This window comes from Streptomyces sp. NBC_01092 (assembly GCF_045039535.1).
Taxonomy (GTDB): domain Bacteria; phylum Actinomycetota; class Actinomycetes; order Streptomycetales; family Streptomycetaceae; genus Streptomyces.
The window spans coordinates 3,511,208-3,530,736 of sequence record NZ_CP108659.1; the positions used below are offsets into that span (position 1 = coordinate 3,511,208).

Consider the following 19,529-nt stretch of genomic DNA (forward strand, 5'->3'; position numbering starts at 1 on the left):
TGCAGGTGCGTCGTGGCTGGTCGCGCAGTTCCCCGCGCCCCTATAGGCCAGTTGCACAGCCCCGAGCCGTCAAGGACCCCTCCTTTCGACGGTCTCTTGCCCTCTTTCGTGCGTTCATGCATGAACAGGACGACCCCGAAGCCTGCTATTCGCTTCTCGCCCGCGACGCCGTCGATCAGGTCGAGGCCTACGACGGATCCGTCGGCGGGCGAGTCGTCGTCGATGTCGGCGGCGGCAGTGGGTACTTCACCGAGGAGTTCCGGCAGCGGGGCGCCTACGCGTACCTCTTCGAACCGGATCTCCGCGAGCTCGGCGAGAAGCCGCCCGAGGGGGCCGTCGTCGCCGACGGGTATCTGTTGCCCCTGCGTGACGGCGTCGCGGACGTCACCTTCTCCTCCAATGTGCTGGAGCATGTGGCCGATCCGCAGACCTTTCTCAGTGAGCTGGCGCGGGTGACGCGGCCCGGCGGGCTGATCTATGTGTCGTTCACCAACTGGCTGTCCCCCTGGGGCGGCCACGAGTGGGCCCCTTGGCACTACCTCGGCGCCGAGCGGGCCCGCGCCCGCTTTTCGCGTCGTACCGGGCGGGCCGCCAAGCACACCCTCGGCGAGAACCTCTTCGCCGTGCACATCGGCACCACCCTGCGGCAGGTCCGTGCCCGTGACGACGTGGCGGTCGTCTCGGCGCGCTCCCGCTACTGGCCGTTCCTCGCGGAAGCCGTCGTGAAGGCGCCCGGCATACGCGAGTTCGCCACCTGGAACCTCCTCCTCATCCTCAGGCGGTGTCCACCATGACGACGACCACGGTCCAGGCTCCTCCCCCGGCGGCCGTGCCCACCTCCGCGCCCGCCTCGGGCCCGCCGGAGGGGCCGCGCTCGCGGCGCTGGCTGCTGGGGTTCTGGGCCGTGGTGTTCGTGCTGTTCCTGGCGGTGCAGCCGGGGCGGCAGACCTTCGACACCAAGCTGGGTGTGACCGTCGACCCGGGGCAGTTCCTGGCCGACCTCGGGCAGCTGTGGCACGACGAGGGCGGTTTCGGCGGGATCCAGGACCAGTACGCGGGCTATCTGTGGCCGATGCTGCCGTTCTACTGGCTGGCCGACGTCGTACGGCTGCCGGTGTGGCTGGCGGAGCGGCTGTGGCTGTCGCTCATCGTGTCGGTCGCCTTCTGGGGTGCGCTGCGGCTGGCGGAGCGGCTTCGGGTGGGCAGTGGCGGGTCGCGGCTGGTGGCGGCGGTCGCCTATGCGCTGTGGCCGGTCTTCACGATCGTCGTGGGGTCCACGTCGGCCGCCGCGCTGCCGGGGGCGTTCCTGCCGTGGGTGCTGCTGCCGCTGACCGACGAGCGGTACACCGCCCGGGTCGCCGCGCTGCGCTCGGCGCTGGTCATCCCCTTCATGGGCGGTGTCAACGCGGCCTCGACGCTGGCCTCGCTGCTGCCCGTCGGGCTGTATCTGCTGTCCCGGCCCCCCGGGCCGCGGCAGCGCAAGCTGATCGGGTGGTGGGTGCCGGGGGTGATCCTGGCGACCGCCTGGTGGGTGGTCCCGCTGCTGCTGCTCGGCACGTACGGGGAGAACTTCCTTCCCTACGTGGAGAGTTCGCAGACCACCACCGAGACCATGTCGGCGACGGAGGCCCTGCGCGGGGCCGGGAACTGGGTCGCCTATCTGCACTTCGGTGAGGCCTGGCTGCCGGCCGGCTGGACCGTCGCCGCGTCCGTCGTCGTGATCGTCTGTTCGGCGCTCGCCGCCGGGCTGGGGCTCGCGGGTCTTGCCCGGCGGGACATGCCGGAGCGGCGGTGGCTGGTGCTGACCGTGGTGACGGTGGCGCTGATTCTGCTCGCCGGGTACGGCGGGGCGTTCGGCGCCCCCTTCCACGGGGTCGTGCGGGACTGGCTGAACGGCGGCCTGGTCCCCTTCCGGAACATCTACAAGTTCCAGACGGGGCTCGCCCTGGCGCTGGTGCTGGGCCTCGCCCATCTGGTGGGCGTGGCGGCCCAGGCGCGCGGGGCGCGGCCGGTGCCGGGGCGGCGGTTCGCCGCGCTGATCGCGGCCGTGCTGGTGCTGCCGGGCCTGATGTGGCCGTATCTCAACGGCTCGATCCTCAGCCCGGGTTCCTTCAAGGAGATCCCCAAGTACTGGCAGTCCACGGCCGACTGGATGGAGAAGTACTCCCCCGACGCCCGCGCCCTCGTCGTCCCGGCGACCGCGCACGGCATCTACACCTGGGGCTCGACCATCGACCAGCCCCTCGACGTCCTCGCCGACTCGCGCTGGGCCCAGCGCGACTACGTCCCCTTCGGCACGCCCGGCAACCGGCGCGCGATGGACGCCGTCGAGCAGGCCCTGATGAGCGGGGGCGAGGTGCCGGGGCTCGCGGACTATCTGAGCCGGGCGGGCGTGTACTACGTCGTGGTCCGCAACGACCTCGACCCCGACCAGATCGGCGCCGTCCCGACCACGACCGTGAAGCGGACCCTGGAGCAGTCCGGGTACCGGCGGGTCACCGGCATCGGGCCGGTGATGACCGGCGGACGGATCGCCGAGGGCACCCCGCTCCAGGTGGAGGGGCTCTCTCCACGGCAGCGGGCGGTGGAGATCTACCAGCCGGCCGGCGAGGACGTGCCGCGTCCGCACCAGGCCGGGCTCCAGCCGGTCGCCGACACCGCCGTCGTCTCCGGCGGTCCGGAGACGCTGCTGCCGCTGGCCTCCGAACTGCGGGGCCGGGCAAGCGTGCTGACCGGCGACAACCACCCCGGGCTCGGCTCGCCGCAGGTGCAGGTGACCGGCGACGGGCTGCGGCGCGCGGACACGCGGTTCGGGCTCGTCAACGCCAACACGTCGTACACGTACACCCGCGGCGAGCGCAACGCGCCGGACGCCGCCCAGGACGCGGGCGAGAAGCCGCACCAGATCCTGCCCACGACCGGCCTCGGCCGCCAGACGGTGGCCGAGCTGCGCGGGGCGAAGTCGGTGACGGCGTCCTCGTACGGCAGCTGGCTCTTCCATCTCCCGCAGTTCGACCCGGTGAACGCCTTCGACGGGAACCCGGACACGGCGTGGACCGAGGGTTCGGAGGGCTCGCCGGTCGGTGAGTGGCTGCGGATCTCCTTCGCGGGCGGGTCGTACGACATGCCGTCGTCGTTCAAGGTGACGCCGTTGCCGCAGGAGGCGGTGCGGGCGGCGCCGACGCGGGTGCGGGTGGAGACGCAGAAGGGGGCGGTGAGCAGCTTCCTGCGGCCGGACGGTACGGCCCAGAGCGTCAAGGCGCCTGCGGGCGCGACGAGTTGGATGCGGCTGACGATCACGGACTCCGTGGCCCGGCAGGCCGGGCTGACCGGGGCGGGCTTCTCCGAGATCGCGCTGCCGGACGTGCAGGTGACCCGGCTGCTCCGGCTGCCGACGGACGCCGTCGACTCCGGCGCCGCCGCCGAGATCGTCTCGCTGTCCCGTACGGCCGACCCGACCGGCCTGTCGGCGACCGGCACGGAGGCCGGCCTGCACCGGCGCTTCACCACCTCCACCGCGGGGACGTACGAGATGCGGGCGAGTGCGGTGCCGGTCGCGGGCGAGGAGCTGGACGAGCTGCTGTACGAGGTGGCGCCGGAGCAGGCCAACCGGATCGTCGCGACCGCCGACTCCACGGCGCGGCTGGGAGCGGGGCTGTCGCCGCGCAACCTCACCGACGGCGACCTCACCACGGCGTGGATCGCGGGCGACCGGCCGACGATCCATCTGCGCTGGCCCGGCAAGCAGGCGGTCGGGGAGATCGTGCTGGCGCCGGCCGGTGGGCTCGCGACCCGTCCCACCGAGGTGCACATCAGCTCCCCGGACGGCGCGGCCATCGCGGGCGTGGACGAGAACGGCAACGTCCGCTTCCCGCCGATCACCACCGACCGTATGGACGTCACCATCACCGAGACGGCCCCGCTGACCCTCCACAACCCGGTGGTGGACGAGGACCTGCAGCTGCCGGTCGGCCTCACGGAGGCCTACATCCCGGCCCTCGACCAGTACCGGACCCCGCAGCCGAGGGACTCCCGGCCGTTCTCGCTGCCGTGCGGCAAGGGGCCGGTCGTCTCGGTGGACGGGGAGCTGTACCGGACGAGTGTGCGCGGGACCGTGAGCGATCTGGTGCAGCGGCGCCAGGTGGAGGTGACGCTCTGCCAACAGGGGCGGGACGACGCCGAGTTGCGGCTGCCCGCCGGGGAGCACCGGGTGGAGGCCGGGGACGCCGGGCCGCTCGCGCTGACCGGTGTGACGCTGACCCGTGGCACGGTCGCCGAGGCCACGACCACGGGACGCGACCTCGCGATACGGGACTGGCTCGGCGACCGCCGCACGGTGGCCGTCGGCACCGGCGCGGCGAGCTACCTGACGATGTACGAGAACTTCAACGACGGCTGGCACGCCAAGCTGAACGGCAAGGAGCTGACGCCGGTCCGGCTGGACGGCTGGCAGCAGGGCTGGCGGATCCCGGCGGGCACCGGCGGCAGGGTCGAGCTGTCGTACGAGCCTGCGGTGACGTACGAGGCCGGGCTGATCGGCGGCGCGGTCGCCGTCGCGCTGCTGGCCGGGCTGGTGCTGTGGCGCCGGCGCACGCCGAACCCCGACGAGCCACAGGCCGCCGCGCCGCTGCCGGGGCTGTGGCTCGGCACGGTGGCCGTGACGGTGGTGGGCGTGTTCGTCGCCGGATGGTTCGCGCTGCTGGTGCCGGCGCTGACGGTGGTGGCGTGGCGCAGGCACACCCTGCTGGTGCCGATCGCCTTCATCGCCCTCACCGGGGCGGGCGTCGCCGCGGCGGTCGGGGCCGGGGAGCCGGTGGGCGCCGGGGACGGCGCGTTCGGGCACACGGCCCAGGTGCTGGCGCTGGTCGGGTTGTTCGCGGGTGTGGTGGGCGTGCGGGAGCAGGCGGTCGGAGCGGCTTCGGTCGCCGGGGGCGGTGTTCCGGGCGGTGCTCCGCAGGCGCCGACGCAGCCGTTGCCGCAGCGGGTGCGGGGACAAAGTCCGCTGGGGACCGAGCCGGGACCTGGTTCGGCCGCGTCACGGTCCGAATCCGAGCCGGGACCTGATGCGGCCGCCTCACGGTCCGCGTCCGGGCCGACCGTCTCCGCACGCGGCCCCGGCGCACCGGACCCCGACCCACCGACCGCGCGTATCGCCCCCCGCAAGCCGCGCCTACGGGCGACCGACCCGCAGGACGCACCGGACCCCGGCCCCGCCCCCGGCAGGAAGGACGACTTCGGGAAGGGCGAGACCCCATGACCGCACTCCAACACCCCGCCCGCGCCGAAGGCCCCCTGCGGCCGCCGGCACGGGTCCCCTTCCCCGTCGTGGACGAGGTCGCCCGGCACTGTCTTCAGGAGGAGGAACCGGAGACCGTCCATATCGAGGTCCATCTGCCGGGGCGGCTGGACGAGGGGCGCCTGCGTGCGGCCTTCGGCGAGGCGCTGCGCCGGCATCCCCGGATTCTGATGCGGGAGGCGCCGGGGCGGTGGTACCGGCGCCGGTACGAGTGGGAGCTGACGGCGGAGCCGGACGTGGAGGTGGTGAGCTTCGCGGCGGCGGGGCGGGACGCCTTGCGGGACGCCCGGACCCGGGCGCTCACGCAGGCGCCGCCGTTGTCCCTGTCGCCGCCGATCAGGCTGGAGGTGGTGGAGGGAGGCGGGCCGGTCGAGGGCAGCGAGGCGACGGACGCCGTCGGTGGGCCCGGTGCGGGGCGCGGCAGTTCGCGCCCGACCGCTCCCCGGCCGGGCGGACCGCACGGCACCGTCCTGTTCCTCACCATCAACCACACCGCCCTCGACGGCCCCGCCTGCCTCCGCGTCCTCGCCACGGCCGCCGAGCTCTACGGCGGCCGGGACAACTCCCCCGCGGCCGCACCGGTCCGTACGACGCAGGCCCCGCCGCCGCCCGAGGAGACCCCGTCCAACTGGTCACCCCCCGCGCGGGTGGCGCCCGGCACCCCCGAGCCTCCCCCAAGCTCTCAACTTCGTTCGAGCAGGGGGGACCCCCACCCGGGCAACGGCCTGCTCGTCACGGAACTCCCCCTGCCGCACCGCCCCAAGGGCTCGCCCTACACGGTCAACGACCAGCTCATGGTCACCACCGCCCTCACCCTCGCCCACTGGAACAGGGAGCACGGCGCCCGGCCCCGCCCGCTGCGCATCACCATGCCCGTCGACGACCGCCCCCGGGACGCCACCATGCCCATCGGCAACGGCACCCGGCTGGTCGAAGTCCCCTTCACTCCCGAGGAGTTGGCCGCGCACGCCCCCGCCGACATGCCGGCCCTGCTGCACCGCACGGCCACCCGCACCCGCGCCCTGAAGTCCCTCCCCCGACCCCAGCTCGGCCACGGAGCGGCCCTCCTGACCGCCCCGGTCGCCCCCGTCGCCTGGCGCGCCGCCCTCACCCGCGGCCTGCGCAGAGCCGTCTCGCCCTGGACCTCGACGACTCTGCTCAGCAACATCGGCCGTATCCCGTACGCCCTGGACTTCGGCGCGGAGGCGGGCCGCGCGCACGCCGTGTGGTTCTCGGCGCCCGCCCGGATGCCGCGCGGCCTGACCGTCACCACCGCCTCCACCGCGGGCCGCCTCCATCTCGCCCTGCGCTGGTCGCGGACCCTGCTCAGCCATGGCGACGGCGCCCATCTGCGGGACCTGTTCGAGCACCACCTGCACACCACGGAGGTGACCCCGTGACGACGACCGCCCCACCCCCCAAGGACCTCCGCGACTTCTACGAGAACCCCGCCGTCCCCGTCGCCTCCGGCACCCCCCGCAGCCGCCGCCAGGCCCGCATGCTCGCCGCGGCCCTGGGACCGGGGAGCGCGGGACGTACCCGCACGATCATCGACATCGGCTGCGGCGACGGCACCGCGGCCGCCACCGCCGCCCCCTATCTGACCGGCCACCGCGTCATCGGCATCGACTGGTCCCAGGACGCCCTGCGCCGGGCCCGCACCCGGATCCCGTACGCGGTTCGCGGTGAACTCACCGACGGCGGGCTGCCGTTGCGCGCCGGGTCCGCCGACGCCGTGCTGTTCAGCGAGGTGATCGAGCACCTCGTCGACCCGGACGCCGCCCTGGACGAGATCCGGCGCGTACTGCGCCCCGGCGGCCATCTCATGCTCTCCACCCCGAACCTGGCCGCCTGGTACAACCGCGCCCTGCTGCTGGCCGGGGTGCAGCCGGTGTTCTCGGAGGTCAGCCTGCGGGCGATCCACGGGCGTCCGGGGCGGGAGGTCGTGGGGCATCTGCGGCTGTACACCGCGCGTGCGCTGCGGGAGTTCGTGGCCGCGTCCGGCTTCGAGGTCGTACGGCTGGCGGGGGCGCCCTTCCACGGTGTACCGCGTCCGCTGCGCCCGCTCGACCGGCTCCTCTGTGCCAGACCACCCCTCGCGTCGATCCTGCTGCTGCACGCACGACGGACCTAGGGGGCCGGGACCATGTGGTGGGGAGTGGCCGCGGCCCTGTTGGCGAACACCCTGTACAGCCTCGGTTTCGTCCTGGAGAAACGGGCGCTCACCGCCCTCCCGGAGGTGACGATCCGCCGGCCCGCGCGGCTGCTGCGGCTGGTGCTCGGCAGCCCGCTGTGGATCGGGGGTTCCGTGGCCCTCGCCGCCGGGTTCGCCGCCCAGCTCGTCGTCTACCGCACCCTGCCGATCGCCGCCGCGCAGGGCATCTTCGTCTCCGGGCTCGTCCTGCTCGTGCTGCTGTCCGCGCGGCTGCTGGGCGAGGAGACCAGCGGGCGGGAGCGGTACGCGCTCGGCGCGATCCTCGCCGCGCTGCTGATGGTCGTGCTGTCGCTGCGGGAAGGGCCGGGTGGAGGGGAAACGGTCGGCCAGGCCGCCCCGTACCCGCTGATCCTGCTGGTGTGCGTGCCGTCGCTGGCGGCGGGTGTGTGGCTGTACGGCTCCGCCGAGCGCAGGGCCCGCCACCGGCACCGGCTGCCGACGACCGGCGTCGAGTACGGGGTGGCGGTGGGGCTGCTGTACGGGGTCAGCTCCCTCGCGATCAAGGGGGTGTCGAGCCATCTGACGACGAGCGGATGGGGCGGCGCCCTGCTGGACCTGCTGCGCTCGCCGTACCCGTATCTCCTGCTCTTCACCGGCGCGTTCGGGCTGGTCATGTCGCAGGCGGCGCTGCAGCGCTGCCGGGCCTCGCTGATCGTGCCGGTGTGCACGACGGTGACCTGCGTGTACACGGCCGTGCTCGGCACGCTGTCGTTCGGCGAGGCGCTGCCCGAGGACCCGCTGCGGCTGGCGCTGCGGGTGGCGGGTACGGCGCTCGCGCTCACCGTACTGATGTCGATGCCCCGGCACGACCCGCAGCCCGCACCGTCTCCGTCTCCGCAACAACCCCCCATGGGTGCCAAGGAGTTGACCCCACCATGAAACCCGACGACCCGCTGCTGCAGATCCTGGCCTGCCCGCTCGACAAGGGGCCGCTGCACCTCGTCGTGCCCGAGGACGCGGCCGAGGACGCGTCCGAGGCGCTGTACAACCCGCGGCTGCGCCGCCGTTACCCGATCGTGGACGGCATCCCGCAGCTGCTGCCCGCCTCCGGGGAGCAGGTCCGCGACGACGAGCACGAGGAACTCCTCAAACGGATGGCTCCATGAAACGGAAGGCCCGATGACCCTGGCCGCGCGTATCGCCCCGCTGTTGCCCACCCGCCTGGTCGCCGCCGTCGCCCGGGCCGTGTACCCGCGCTTCGAGCCGGAGCTGGCCCGCCTTGCGGAGCTGTGTCCCGCCGGGTGCGGGACGGCCGTGGACGTCGGCGGGTGGTACGGCCCGTGGACGCGGCGGCTGTCGCGGCGGGCCCGCCGGGTGGTGACCGTGGAACCGGTCCCGCACCTCGCGCGGCTCCTCGCCGCGACGGCCCCGCCCAACGTCCGGGTCGTGCAGGCCGCGGCGGCCGAGCGCCCCGGCACGTCCCGGCTCTGGCTGCCGCCGCACGACGCGGGCGACCGGGGTGTGTCCTCCCTGGTCCGCCGGGACATCCATGCCACGGCGCTGCCGGTCAGCTGTGTCACGCTCGACGAACTCGGCCTGAAGGACGTCGGGTTCGTCAAGGTCGACGTGGACGGCAGCGAGCTGGCGGTGCTGCGCGGCGCGACCGCCATCCTGGCCCGCGACCGGCCCGCCCTGTTCATCGAGCTGGAGTCGCGCATCCAGCCGATCACCCCGGTGCTGACATACCTCTCCCTGCTCGGCTACGACGGCTGGGTCCTGCCCGGCCGCGACTGGGTCCCCCTGAGCCGCTTCCCTCTGGAGGCCCACCAGGAAGCGACCTCGTACGTCGTCACCCAGGGCCTGCTGCGCCGGGTCCTGCCCTTCCGCGGCCCGCGGTACGTCAACTCGGTCCTCTTTCTTCCCGACGGCCGCCGCCCGATCGGCGACGATGGAGCGCATGCCCTCCGCAAAGCACCCCGCTAGCCCCTTCACCCCCCGCGACTTCCAGCTGGTGCTGCTGCGCCGGATGGCCGACCACAATCCGGACCTGGTGGAGGACGCCCGCCGTGAACTGGGCGTCTCCCTCGCCGAGATGCGCGAGGCGAACAAGCGGTGGCAGGCGATGCTCCGCTCACCGAGGGCGCGCGCGGCCGCCTCCCGGTACCGCTCGGTGCTGGGCGCGCCCGAGTCGGTCCTCACCCGCAAGGTCGGCGACCTGGAGTGCGAGGCCTGGCTGTGGCCGGTCCCGCTCTGGCCCGCCCTGCGCTTCGAGGTGCTGCTCGCCCCGAACGGCGCGGTGTGGAACGAGTGGCTGGTCCGCGCCCCGGGAGCGAAGGGCCCCGCCCTTCACACCCTCGCCGACCTGACCCCCTGGTCCTGCACGGTCGACGAGGCCGCCCGCGCCTTCGCCCCCGCCCGGCCGCTGGAGGGCACGGCTCCGACACGGTGGGGACTGGCGTTCACCGCGCCGGACGAGCAGGGCGTACGGCGGGAGGCGGTCGCCGAGTTCAGCTGGGGGTTGTTGCAGCGGGTGGCGGTCAGGGGCGAGCCGAGTTGAGGATCGCCTCGACCACACGCGGGACGGACGCCGGGTGCAGCGACAGGAAGAGGTTCGGCTCGACCAGCTCCAGCTCCATGACCTGCGGCTGCCCGTCCGCCCCGTCGACGAGGTCCACGCGCGCGTAGAGCAGCTCCTCGGCCTCCGGTACGGCGGCCAGGGCACGCTCGGCGACGGTGAGTTCGGCCGGGGTCGGGGTCCAGGGCTCCAGGCCGGGGTGGGCGACCTTCCGCTCGTCGTAGGGCGTGCCCGGGGTGAGGACGGCTCCCTTGCGGCTCGCGTGCAGGAGGCGGCCGCCGTAGAACTGCAGCGCCCGTTCGCCGCTGACGTCGATGCTCTCGATATAGGGCTGCACCATCGCGGTGAATCCCTCGGCATGCATCCGCGCGAGCTGCCGTACGGCCGTGTCGTGCTCGTCGGGTGTGTAGCGGGCGGCGAAGCGGGCGCCCGCGCCGGAGGTGGGCTTGACCACGTACTCGTGGTCGACGGGGAGGCCGTCGATGCCGTCGCCGGGGGCGAAGTACCGGGTGGGCACGACGGGCACTCCGGCCTCGGCGAGCTCGCCGAGGTACCGCTTGTCCGCGTTCCACCGCACGACCCCCGCCGGGTTCGCGAGCCGGGTCGCCTTCCCGCACCGCTCCGCCCACACCAGGAACTCCGCCGCACGCCAGCTGTAGTCCCAGGTGGAGCGGATCACGGCGAGGTCGTAGCCGCCCCAGTCGGCCGTCGCATCGTCCCAGTACACGATGTCGGCCTCGGCCCCGGCCTGCGTCAGCGCCCGCACCAGCACGGGGAGGTCGCGGTCGACGCTGATCTCGGGGGCGGGGCGGCAGGTGACGAGTGCGATGCGGGGCACGCCGGGCTCCTCCGGGTCGGACAGGTGTGCGGCACGCAGGCTAACAAGCGCTCGCGGAACCGGAGCAAGCCGCTTGACCTTCACCTTTGGTGAAGCCACAGCATCGGTGCGAGGAACCGGAGGGGATCGATGCGCGAGGACATGCTGACGATCGGGGCCTTCGCGAAGGCCTGCCGGCTGTCGCCGAAGGCGCTGCGACTGTACGACGAGCTGGACCTGCTCAGGCCCGGCCGGGTCGACCCGGACACCGGCTACCGGTACTACGCCGTCGCACAGTTGGAGCGGGCCAGGCTGGTGGCATGGCTGCGGCGGCTGGGGATGCCGCTGGCCCGGATCCGTCAGGTGTGCGCGCTGCGTCCCGCCGACGCCGCCCGTGAGATCCGCGCCTACTGGGCGCAGGTGGAGGCGGAGACGGCCGCGCGGCGGGATCTCGCCGGGTTCCTCGTCGGACAACTGCTCGCAGAACCGAGGAAGGACACCACCATGCTGGAGCTTCGCTACTTCGCCCACTCGGACCAGGGCCGGGTGCGCCCCGCCAACCAGGACACCGCCTACGCGGGCCCCCGGCTGCTCGCGGTCGCCGACGGCTGCGGCCCCGCGGGCGCGCAGGCGAGCAGCGCGGCGGTGGAGGCGCTGCGCTTCCTGGACACGGCCGAACTCCCGGCGGGCGACGTGCTGAACCTGCTGGAGGAAGCGGTGCGGGGCGCCACAGAGGCGGTCCGCGACGCGACGGACGCCGACGAGGGGGACGGTACGACCCTGACGGCACTGCTGTGGACGGGCTCCCGGCTCGCCCTGGTCCACATCGGCGACTCCCGCGCCTATCTGCTGCGCGACGGCGCCCTGTTCCGCGTCACCGACGACCACACGGTGGTCCAGTCGCTGATCGACGAGGGCCGATTGACGCCGGAGGAGGCGACGACCCACCCCCAGCGCGCCCTGCTGCTGAAGGCTCTTCCCCCGGCGGCCGGGCCCGCGACGGTGGACCTCCGCCTGCGGGACGCCGAGCCCGGCGACCGCTATCTGCTCTGCTCCGACGGCCTCTCCTCGGTCGTCCCCGACGCCCGTATCCGCCACCTCCTCACCACGGCCCAGGCCCCCGACACCGCCGTCCACGCCCTGGTCGCCGCGGCGAACGAGGCGGGCGGGCCGGACAACGTCAGTTGTGTGGTGGCGGATGTGGTGGAGGGGGAGGCCGGCCCGCGTTAAGTCCGGCCGACCGTTCGGTGAATAGGTTGACGCACCGCACCGGTAACTTGTCTGATCAAGCTACCTTCCCTGCACATGGCGATTCTTCGAAGAGCAGCAGGTCTAGGCCTGGCTCTGCTCTACTTCCTCATGTGCTTGTGTGCACAGCCGGCTGCGGCACACGTGTCACCGCAGCATGGCGAACTTGTCGTTGCGACCAAGGATGACGTCACCAGTGGGCGGCTGATCGTCCACCGTGACGTGGTGTCGGCTCAGCAGGCGGGCGCCTGGGCGTCGCACCTGCTGAGCGCGGCGTGCCCGGCCACCGGTTCCGGCGTCGCCGGTGACACGGGCGGCGTCCCCGGCGGTGTGGTGGTCGAGCTCGCGTGGAGCTGCCACGTCGACCAACTCGACCTGAGCGCGATGCTGCAGCAGGGCGGGCTGGCCCAGGTCATCGTCGAGTTCGACGGCACCACGGTCGACGCCGACGCGCGGACCCCGCTCGTGGACGCGTCCGGCGCTCACGCGCTGCCCACCTTCCCGTGGGCACAGGTGGCGCTCGGCATCGCGGTGGCCGCCGCGCTGCTGTTCACGGTGTGGCTGATCCGCACCGGGCGGCTCCCGCTCGCCAAGCCGGCGGCCCGCGCACGCTCCGGCGGCCGGAGGTTCAGGCTGGCCGCCGTCGGCGCGGTGGCGCTGTCCTGCCTGGCTCCCACGATGGCCTCGGCGGTGCCGCTCACCGAGGAGGCCGCGGCGGCCACGGTCAGCGTCTCGGGCACGATCTTCAAGGACCGCAACGGCAACGGCCGGCGCGATACGGGCGAGGCTGCGATGCCCGGGGTCGACGTCACGGACGGCGCCGTCTGGACGAAGTCCGGCCCGGACGGCTCGTACACGCTGCAGAGCGACCCGAAACGCCGGGAGACCGACCTCGTCAGCGTCGTCTCCCCGAACGGCTACACCCCGGCGCTGCGCGCGGACTTCGTCCCGCAGTTCTTCCACAAGGTGCCGGACAGCGGCCCGACCACCGGCATCGACTTCGCCCTCGTGCCGGACCGGAACGCCGCGAACCCCACCGAAAAGTGGCTCATGTACTCCGACGGCGAGGTGTCCAACACCTCGGACAACGCCGCGCGCGACACGCTCCCGGAGTTGACCGGACAGGTCGCGGCGATGTCCCGGCTCGACGGCGCCACGATGACGATCACGACCGGCGATCTGACGGTCACCGACTACGCCGCGGAGCCCCGCCGGCAGGGCGGCTTCGACCTCCTGCGCAAGGGCCTGACCGACGGCAGACTGGGCATGCCCTTCTACCCGGTGATGGGCAACCACGACTTCGGCGGCACCGCCACCTCCACGGGCTACGCGGGCAGCATGGAGTACTGGCGCCGGAACATGGGCCCGGAGTGGTACAGCTTCGACCGCAACGGCCGGCACATCGTCGTCCTTGAGGACAACTACGACTCCAGCGGCCTGAAGCCGCAGCTGGAGTGGCTGCGCGAGGACCTCAGGCGGCACGCGGTGGGCAAGCAGGTGCTCGTCTTCGCGCACCGGTCGCTGTTCACGCAGTGGGGTCCCGGGGCCGGCATGCAGCCGACCGTCGACGAGCTGTCGAAGTACGACGTGCGGATGTTCGCCGCGGGCCACAACCAGCAGGCCGAGTACCGCCGTGGCGCCTTCACCCGCTCGGTCGAGGTCAACAACCAGGGCAAGTACGGCATCGACGGCTCGCACCCGGACTACAAGGTCCTCGATTTCAAGGGCATTTACGACAACCCGAGGACGAGCCGCGACGAGGACACCGGCTACGTCCAGGGCACGCACCGCCAGTTCGACGTCAGCAACGCCGTCGCGCTGGTCAGCCCGGCCCAGGGCAGTGTGCACGGCAGCAGCGCCCGGATCCCGATCCAGCTGTACGCCGAGGACGCCGGGCGCACCCCGGCCACGGCCTCGCTGACCATCCGCGACGCGCGTGGCCGCATCGCGTGGCAAGAGACGCGGATGAAGTTCGGTACCGGAGTCCGCAGGACCGGGATCGAGAACTGCTACACGCCTCCCGGCGGCGCCCCTGAGCCCTGTCCCAAGGCCCGGATCTCGTGGACCCGGGTCAGCGACCGCCTCCCCGACCTGCGGTCGGGCACCTACACGGCCAAGATGACCGCGGTCGACACCCGCGGCAAGTCATGGCCCGCCATCACCAACACCTTCACGGTGGTGCCCGGAGACCGGCTGGCCGCCCCGAAGACCGGCCAGGACTGGCTGCGTCAGGGCCGCGACGAGGCAGGGCGCTCCGCAAGCACCGACAACCCGGGCACCGAGCTCGACCTGAAGTGGGCGGCGGGCACCGGCGAGCAGTTCAACCTCAACGGGTCGGTCGTGGCGGACGGCAAGGTGATCGTCTCCTCCAGGGCCTTCGACTCGCCGAACCACATGATGCTGGCCTACGACATCAAGTCCGGCCGTGAGATATGGCGTACCTATCTGGACGGTGACGCCGAGTCGGCGCCGACGTACCACGACGGCAAGGTCTATCTGACCACCGCCGTCGGCCGGATCTACGCGCTCGACGCCGAGGACGGCCATGTCGTCTGGCAGACGATCGAGAACGAGCAGAAGCAGGGCGACACCGTACGCCGGTACGGCCGGGCCGGCGGTCCGGTCAGCGTCTTCGACCTGAACAGCGTGGACCGCACGGTCGCCGTCTACCAGAACTGGAACAAGATCCAGTGCCGCGACGCCAAGAGCGGAGACCTGCTCGGCGGCTTCAACGGCGCCACGAACTGGGGCCAGTTCCACAGCACGGCGGTCCGACAGCCCGGATCCGACGTCGCCTACCTGCAGACGGACTCCAGCAGCACGGTCGTCGCGATGAACCTCTCGACCTGCAGCCAGCTGTGGGTGAAGAGCACCGAGGGCGGCATCGACAGCCACTCCTCCCCGGTCCTCACCGATCCGGCAAGCGGGGCCCCGCAGTTGGTGACCGTGACCCAGAGCGGTGTCCGCGGGCACGACCTGACGACCGGTGACGTCCAGTGGAAGTCCGCGGCGAACGACCCGTGGATCTGCGAGTCCGGCCGCGCTCCGCTCACCAGCGCCGCCGTCCGGGGCGACATCGCCTACGTCGCCGGCCGCGACGGCGTCGTCCGCGCGTACGACACCAGCGCGGCCGACCCGTCCAAGCCGCTCTGGGAGACCAAGGTCGGCTACCTGCCCGGCAGGAGCCCGATGGACATCGAGTGGCGGGTCGCCCAGGGGTGCACCGAGGGCCCCGGATCCCCGACGATGCACGCCCTGGTCACCGAGGAACTGGTGTACGCGGGCACCCGGGACGGCCGCCTGATCGTCCTGGACCGCGCCACCGGCAGGCGACTGACCGAGTACAACCTCGGCGCCAGTGTGACCTCGGCGCTCTCCGTCAGCGGTGACTGGGTCTTCGCCCTCACCGACGACGGCACGCTCCACGCCCTGGCCGCACGCCACCTGCGCGGCTACGGCCACTGACAACCGTCCGTGAGGTGCCTGCCCAGCCAGGGCAGGCACCTCACGGCGCCCCACCCCCCGAGGGGACCACCTCCATGCACACCCTGCGCACCACCCTCCGCATGCACGCCGCCCGTCTCGCACTGATCGGTCTGACCGCCGCGCTGGCGCTGCTCGGTGCCGCGGGCCCGGTCCAGGCCCACCCCTTCGGCACACCGCCGGTCGCCCGGGTCACGGCCGAGGGCCGCGCCCTGGAGATCATCTGGTCGGCCCAGCAGGACGACCTCGACGTCCTGCACAAGGCTGCCAAGGGCGACGAGGCGGCCTACCTCGGCTCACACATCACCGTGCGGCAGAAGGGGCGCGGATGCGGGCTGGGCACGGTGGACACCCTGCAGATCGCGAGCAAGGGCGCCCTGATCCCCTACACCTGCCCCGAACCCGTGGACACGGTCACCGTGACGATCACGGCGCTGACCGACGTCAACTCGGCCTACCGCACGATCTCCGTGACCCCCAAGGGCGGCGGCGGTCTGCACACCGCGAACAGCCCCGCCCGCACCCTCGACTTCGGCGCGGCGGGCTCCGCCACGACCCCGTCCACGGGGCCGGCCACCATGTGGACCACAGACCTTGCGGCCCTGATGGACCACGGCCTCGTCCTGCCCCTGGCGCTTCTCGTCGCGGCAGCCGCGGGCGCCTTCCACGCCCTGGCCCCCGGGCACGGCAAGTCCCTTGCCGCCGGGTACCTCGTAGGAGGCCAGGGCAGGGCGCGGGACGCGGTGTGGCTCGGCGCCATCGTGGCCGTCATGCACACCGCGTCGGTCGCCGTGCTCGCGGTGAGTTGGTGGCTCGCCGCCGAGAACGCACCGGACGTCGCAGCGGTCACCAACTGGCTGCAGTTGATCGCGGCCCTGGTCGTGGCCGTGGTCGGCATAGGCCTGCTCCGCCGGCACCTGAGCAACCGCAAGCACGGTCACAGCCATGGCCATTCCCATGCCCACGACCACGGGCATGACCACGACCACGACCACCACGACCACAGTCACCACATCCCGACGTCCCAGTCCCTGCTCACCTGGCGGGGCATCGTGCTGCTCGGCACATCCGGCGGCCTGCTCCCCTCCCCGTCCGCGTTCCTCGTGCTGCTCAGCGGGCTCCTGACCGGCCGGGTCGGCACGGCGGTCGCGATGGTGGCGGCGTTCGGAGCCGGCATGGCGCTGACCCTGACCGGCGTCGGCCTCGCGGTCCTGCGCGGCCGGGACGCGTTCGTCGCGCGCGCCTCGGCCTCACCCGTGCTGCGCACCTGGAGCAGCCGCATCCCGGTCGTCGCCGCCGGGGCGGTCGTCATCGGCGGCACCATGGCAACAGCCGTCGCCGCCGGCCGCGTCCTGACACCGTGACACCACGCCCCTAGCGGTTCGGCAGCGCCGCCCAGGGACCCTCAACCTAGGAGTCGGCGGTTGTCCTGCCCGCTAGAAGCAGTGCCAGGGGGCCACCCTGCAAAAGGAAGCGGCCCTCGTCGACAGCCCTGAGGGTTTCTTCCATCGACCACCACATGAGCTTGAAGTCCGCTTCCCACGGCATGAGTTGCTGGCGGCCGCACGTGAGTTGAGTGGCCTCGAAGAGATGCACCCTGGCGGTGGAGTCCAATGCCATGGCGTACGAACCCAGGTGCCGCCAGGACTTGGCGGTGATGCCGGCTTCTTCGAGGAGTTCGCGGCGGGCGCACTGTTCCGGTGTCTCGCCGGGCTCCGCCTTGCCTCCGGGAAGAAACAGGTGCTCGCCCCCATGCTGGGCGAAGTCTGCGGTCAGGATGGCGACCTGTCCGTGATCGTCACGGGCGACGATCACGGAGGCGTCAGGCTTCGAATCACTGCCGTGGGCTTGGGTCATGCTCCGTGAGGGTAGTAGCGGGTTCCATCAGCCTGGCGGCGAACGGCACGTTCAGCACGGTCGGATGAGCGATCCCCCGGCCGTGGTAGCCGTCCTCGCCGAAGGCGTCGCCGTGGTCGGCGCACATGATGATCAGCTGTTTCCTCTGCCGGGTGAGGCCGTCGCCCAGGCAGCCGAGGTGTTCGTCCGCGCACGCGTCGCCGGCGGCGCGGTCTACCAGCTCCGCCAAGCCCGTTCCCCGCGGCGGCTCTGGCAGAAGGACGGCAGGAAGGGCTGACCCTTGCATGCCGACGGCCCGCCCCGAATGCGGTCTCGGGGGCGGGCCGCGTACGGGGGCCGGTCAGCGTGAGGCGCCTTCCGGCCACAGCACCCGGACGGGGACGCCGGTCCGCTCGGCGTACGCCACGACGTCAGCCGTGCCGCCGTACCCCCATGCCGGTTTCCCGTCCCAGACGGCGAACAGCTCGTCAGCGAGCCCGACGAGAGTTTCAGAACCTGTCATGTGCGCCTCGGAGTCGGACGCGGTCATGCCGGTCTCATGGACGTCGCTCGCGCGGGACATCAGCGCGTCGTACGTGGAGTGGTGCCACTCCGGCAGGCTGTCGCGGTACTCGGTTGCCGGGATGACGATCTCAAGGCGTCCGCCGACGGACAGCACGGCCTCGGCGAACCATGCATCCGGGCCGTCCGCGATGCACGAGACCGCCACCAACTCCGCCGCGTCGTACCCTCTCACCGCATCAGCCAGGAGCGTCCGCACGCGTTGCTCAACCTCTGTGCTCAGTCCGCGGTGACCGGTGATCCCCACCCGCATGTCTTTCCTCCTACAGATAGACGCCGTGCAACCGCTCGTCGAACTCGCGCACCGCCTTGGGCGGCGAGCCATTGGTCAACGACCGGCGCACGGCACGCGCCCTTTCCACGATCCGGCCGGAACGGTAGCGGAGACCCGATTCAAGCGCGCGGGATGCGAGTGCGAACGCGGCGTCAACGCGCCCGGCGGCGAGGTGACCAGCCGCGATGTCCAGCACTAGGAGCGCGCGTTGTTTGTCGTGGCCGGTCGCGAGGGCTTCGGTGTCCTCGGACAGGACCCAATCCGCAAGGCGGAGCCGTGCCCCACAGGCGACCCGCGCAGCGGCGACCTTGGCCGGGGTGAAGGTGAACACCCACGGCCAAGGCGGCGCCTCCTCGGGCAGGTTCTCAGCTCCCGCGCGAGCCGCCCTCAGCGCCTTGTCCGCAGAGCGTCGGTCACCAGCCACCGCGTACGCAAGAGCTTCGACGGACGACAGCCACGCATCCGCGACGGCCGGGCGGGAGGACCCGAGTACGCGCCGAGCCCGACGAGTGAGGTTCAGGGCCTCCACCCCGTTCCCGGCGTGCGCCTCGAACTGGGCATGGCTCCCCGTCTGGTAGGCAGTCAGCAACGGGTCACCGGCCGACCGTGCCGCCTTGATCGCCGACCCGTACCAGGAACGGGCCGATCCGTTGTCGCCCGTGTCCCACGCGAGCCACCCGGCGAAGCTCGCAACCTCGCTGCCGACGGCGGCCAAGCGTCTCCGCTCCGCGTCGCCGGTCGCCGTGTGCGTGATGGTCTGGATCAGGCGCATGTGGGCGCGCACGGCCTCCGACAGGTCCCGGCTGGGCGTGGTGCCGTCGAGTCTGCGATATGCCGTGGTCGAGAGCCTGAGGGCTGCGGCCTGCCCGCCGGCCCCGTCTGCGGTATCAGGGAGGACGGCCAGGGCGGGGGCTGCGGCTGCGGCCACCGCTCCGCCGATGAATCGTCGTCGGTTCACGTCGTCACCGTCGTTCTGTGGCCCCGACGGTCGACTGCCGGCGAGTCCCACCAGTGCCGACGGAATCTCCAGGTGCGCCGCTGCCGCCGCCAGGGTGTCCGTGCTGTACGCGCTCGTGCCCTTCTTCTCCAGACGAGACACGGCGGACTGGCTCATGCCGAGGGCCTGGCCCAAGGCCGTTTGCGTCATCCGCCGATCGGTGCGGACGAGTTCGATCACTCGTCCGTAGTCCCCGGTCCTGGATGCTTCCCGGACCGGCCCCGTCTGGTAATCCACTGTGCACCCCCACGCTAAGAGTCTCTGCG

The 19,529-nt window shown here is 72.5% G+C and carries 16 protein-coding genes; 11 read left to right on the forward strand and 5 right to left on the reverse strand.

Annotated features, from left to right (window positions below; genetic code table 11):
* Positions 1–5 precede the first annotated feature (5 nt).
* The 8 genes from OG254_RS15735 to OG254_RS15770 are packed head-to-tail and all read left to right on the forward strand — an operon-like array spanning position 6 to position 10,008.
* Positions 6–794 carry a class I SAM-dependent methyltransferase gene (locus tag OG254_RS15735; protein ID WP_405595013.1) on the forward strand — a complete coding sequence of 263 codons (789 nt, stop codon included), beginning with the start codon at positions 6–8 and terminating at the stop codon, positions 792–794.
* Positions 791–5,257, forward strand: coding sequence for an alpha-(1->3)-arabinofuranosyltransferase family protein (locus tag OG254_RS15740; RefSeq protein ID WP_405582089.1), 4,467 nt, complete (start codon positions 791–793; stop codon positions 5,255–5,257). Before OG254_RS15735 ends, OG254_RS15740 begins: the two co-directional genes overlap by 4 nt.
* A complete protein-coding gene (locus OG254_RS15745; protein ID WP_405582092.1) occupies positions 5,254–6,696 on the forward strand; it encodes a condensation protein in 1,443 nt (480 codons plus the stop codon). The genes OG254_RS15740 and OG254_RS15745 overlap by 4 nt, the downstream gene beginning before the upstream one ends.
* On the forward strand, positions 6,693–7,430 hold the full coding sequence (locus tag OG254_RS15750) for a methyltransferase domain-containing protein (protein ID WP_405582095.1): 738 nt from the start codon (positions 6,693–6,695) through the stop codon (positions 7,428–7,430). The genes OG254_RS15745 and OG254_RS15750 overlap by 4 nt, the downstream gene beginning before the upstream one ends.
* Positions 7,431–7,454: 24 nt before the next feature.
* A complete protein-coding gene (locus tag OG254_RS15755) occupies positions 7,455–8,390 on the forward strand; it encodes a hypothetical protein (RefSeq protein ID WP_405595016.1) in 936 nt (311 codons plus the stop codon).
* Positions 8,387–8,617: a Trm112 family protein gene (locus tag OG254_RS15760; protein ID WP_405582098.1), complete on the forward strand. Its 231-nt coding sequence runs from the start codon at positions 8,387–8,389 to the stop codon at positions 8,615–8,617. Before OG254_RS15755 ends, OG254_RS15760 begins: the two co-directional genes overlap by 4 nt.
* Positions 8,618–8,630: 13 nt before the next feature.
* On the forward strand, positions 8,631–9,434 hold the full coding sequence (locus tag OG254_RS15765; protein WP_405582101.1) for an FkbM family methyltransferase: 804 nt from the start codon (positions 8,631–8,633) through the stop codon (positions 9,432–9,434).
* Positions 9,400–10,008, forward strand: coding sequence for a hypothetical protein (locus OG254_RS15770; RefSeq protein WP_405582104.1), 609 nt, complete (start codon positions 9,400–9,402; stop codon positions 10,006–10,008). Before OG254_RS15765 ends, OG254_RS15770 begins: the two co-directional genes overlap by 35 nt.
* On the opposite strand, the gene OG254_RS15775 is transcribed toward OG254_RS15770, so the two are convergent.
* Positions 9,989–10,864 carry a RimK family alpha-L-glutamate ligase gene (locus OG254_RS15775; protein ID WP_405582106.1) on the reverse strand — a complete coding sequence of 292 codons (876 nt, stop codon included), beginning with the start codon at positions 10,862–10,864 and terminating at the stop codon, positions 9,989–9,991. The genes OG254_RS15770 and OG254_RS15775 overlap by 20 nt on opposite strands.
* Positions 10,865–10,993: 129 nt before the next feature.
* On the opposite strand from OG254_RS15775, the gene OG254_RS15780 reads away from it, so the two are divergent.
* From OG254_RS15780 to OG254_RS15790, 3 genes are all read left to right on the forward strand, one after another.
* Positions 10,994–12,073, forward strand: a complete 1,080-nt coding sequence (locus OG254_RS15780; RefSeq protein ID WP_405582108.1) for a MerR family transcriptional regulator — start codon at positions 10,994–10,996, stop codon at positions 12,071–12,073.
* 243 nt (positions 12,074–12,316) lie between these two features.
* Entirely contained in the window at positions 12,317–15,556 is a 3,240-nt protein-coding gene (locus OG254_RS15785; protein ID WP_405582111.1) for a PQQ-binding-like beta-propeller repeat protein, read from the forward strand.
* A 74-nt stretch (positions 15,557–15,630) separates the two neighbouring features.
* A complete protein-coding gene (locus tag OG254_RS15790) occupies positions 15,631–16,938 on the forward strand; it encodes a hypothetical protein (protein ID WP_405582113.1) in 1,308 nt (435 codons plus the stop codon).
* A 46-nt stretch (positions 16,939–16,984) separates the two neighbouring features.
* Here OG254_RS15790 and OG254_RS15795 read toward each other — a convergent pair whose 3' ends face one another.
* From OG254_RS15795 to OG254_RS15810, 4 genes are all read right to left on the reverse strand, one after another.
* Positions 16,985–17,431 carry an NUDIX hydrolase gene (locus OG254_RS15795; RefSeq protein ID WP_405582116.1) on the reverse strand — a complete coding sequence of 149 codons (447 nt, stop codon included), beginning with the start codon at positions 17,429–17,431 and terminating at the stop codon, positions 16,985–16,987.
* The gene (locus tag OG254_RS15800) at positions 17,409–17,660 is read right to left on the reverse strand and encodes a hypothetical protein (RefSeq protein ID WP_405582118.1); all 252 of its coding nucleotides are present in this window, start codon (positions 17,658–17,660) and stop codon (positions 17,409–17,411) included. Before OG254_RS15800 ends, OG254_RS15795 begins: the two co-directional genes overlap by 23 nt.
* A 111-nt stretch (positions 17,661–17,771) precedes the next feature.
* Positions 17,772–18,245, reverse strand: a complete 474-nt coding sequence (locus tag OG254_RS15805) for a hypothetical protein (protein ID WP_405582120.1) — start codon at positions 18,243–18,245, stop codon at positions 17,772–17,774.
* Between the two features lie 10 nt (positions 18,246–18,255).
* The gene (locus OG254_RS15810) at positions 18,256–19,443 is read right to left on the reverse strand and encodes a helix-turn-helix domain-containing protein (RefSeq protein ID WP_405582123.1); all 1,188 of its coding nucleotides are present in this window, start codon (positions 19,441–19,443) and stop codon (positions 18,256–18,258) included.
* Positions 19,444–19,529: the final 86 nt, after the last annotated feature.